This window comes from Gemmiger formicilis, assembly GCF_018784445.1.
In the GTDB taxonomy this organism is placed as follows: domain Bacteria; phylum Bacillota; class Clostridia; order Oscillospirales; family Ruminococcaceae; genus Gemmiger.
In genome coordinates this window covers 1-1,696 of the sequence record NZ_WQOH01000003.1, presented here as the reverse complement: position 1 = coordinate 1,696, position 1,696 = coordinate 1, and the positions used below count along the sequence as shown (strand labels likewise).

The 1,696-nt window shown below is 41.2% G+C and carries 2 protein-coding genes; both read right to left on the bottom strand.

Going from position 1 to position 1,696, the window contains the following annotated elements:
* A partial coding sequence (locus tag GPK89_RS00275) for a hypothetical protein (protein ID WP_215690547.1) occupies positions 1–277 on the bottom strand: 277 nt, incomplete at its 3' end.
* Positions 278–319: 42 nt separating this feature from the next.
* A partial coding sequence (locus GPK89_RS00270) for an ABC transporter permease (RefSeq protein ID WP_215690546.1) occupies positions 320–1,696 on the bottom strand: 1,377 nt, incomplete at its 5' end.

The window sequence follows — 1,696 nt, the reverse complement described above, 5'->3', positions numbered from 1 at the left end:
TATCTCCCTGTGTCACGCAGATTATATCCGAGTAAGAAAAACCATAAGATGCGTTACCGCAGGACAGACCCGAATCGGGCATATCTTTACTCACAGCAAGTTCCCCGTTCTCTTGAAAGGTAAATACCTCCTCCGCATTTGTATCCTTCCATGTGCCAATAATATCTTTTTCGTTCTGAATGCGATTTACTTTACCGACACATACAATGGCAAGTATAACTACACCAACAGTCAAAGCAATGCCTGCAACTCTCTTTACCAGTTTCTTTTTACGCAATTTCTATTACCTCCGTTTCAGTTGCTTTGTTAGATTGAATGATTACATATTGCTCAATTTCAGTTCCTCTACAATTTCCACCTTTGATACGCTTCTGACAGCAAACAGCATAGCGATACATACCATAGCACCGACCGCCAGAACTGCAAGAGCATAAATACCACCGTTGATATAAAAAGCAAATGGTGTCATACCCGACGATATGAAGTAGTAGATGGCACAATGAATCAAAAAGCTCACAGGCAACGCAAGAACCAATGCTTTTACGCCGTACAAAACAGCTTCAAGCAATAGCGTACATTTCAATCCTTTGGCAGTCATACCAACAGAACGCAGAACAGCAAATTCGCTTCTTCTCAAATGAATTGTATTTGAGATAGTGTTGCAAACATTCAAACTGATAATAACCGTCATCAGGATCGAGAACAGGCAGATTACCAGTTTTGCAATCGTATATACCTGTCTGGAATTATTCGTTGCGGCTGCAATGTCCACAGTTTGCGGAAATCCTCTGTCAGCCAGACAGTCCATTGCTTCTTTATGCTGTGCTGTCTGTATTCTCATTTCCACATAGGCGTTATCATCTATCAGCCAGTTAAAATAACTTAAAGGCACAATGAGGACAGCTCGATCTCTCACAAACATGGATTGGATATTTGCATTTTCATCTGAAACGATTTCTTCCACGATAATCGGCAAGGCATCCTCGGATGCCCCCAACGGAATGATTTCAGTTCCCGGTTCAATAAGAAACGGGGAGCCTGCAATCACTCGATTTTGACCCGCATTATAATATCCCATTGTCTGATTGAGCAGGATTCCACGATTGGAGCTGCCAGTCATAATATGAAAGCCATTTTCCTCACAAAAGGAAGTAAAATGTTCTTCGTCCAGTCCTACGACATATACCTCTGCTTTCGTACCATTGATAAAATATCCCTGCATATCAGGATTGATTTGTTCCTGCGAAAATTCAGCAGTCATATATCGCTGAAAAGAATAGGAAACATCCGCAGTGATATTTTCATCCGATAATGCCCCGATTGCGGTAGGAATATCTTTGTATTGAATCGTCGAAATCACATCAGTATAACAGGAACCGTCCTCCTTCATGTCCAAGGATGTCTGATAAAGCATAAAATCAGACAAACTGTATAAGGAAAGGGCAATTACCACCGACAAGAAAATAGAGCCAGTAATTGCTCGGAAGCGTTTTGGATTACGCTTAATATTTTTAGCTGCCAGCGAACCATAAATGCCAAAAACCAAAGAAACGATTTTTCCATCACGGAATTTCTTTTTTGATACCGCATTGTTAGACTGGCGGATAGCTTCAATAACTGTAATTTTAGCAGCTTGCTTCACAGGCTTTCTGCTTCCGAAGTACAAAGAAGCAATGCCGGATAATCCGCTGACGAG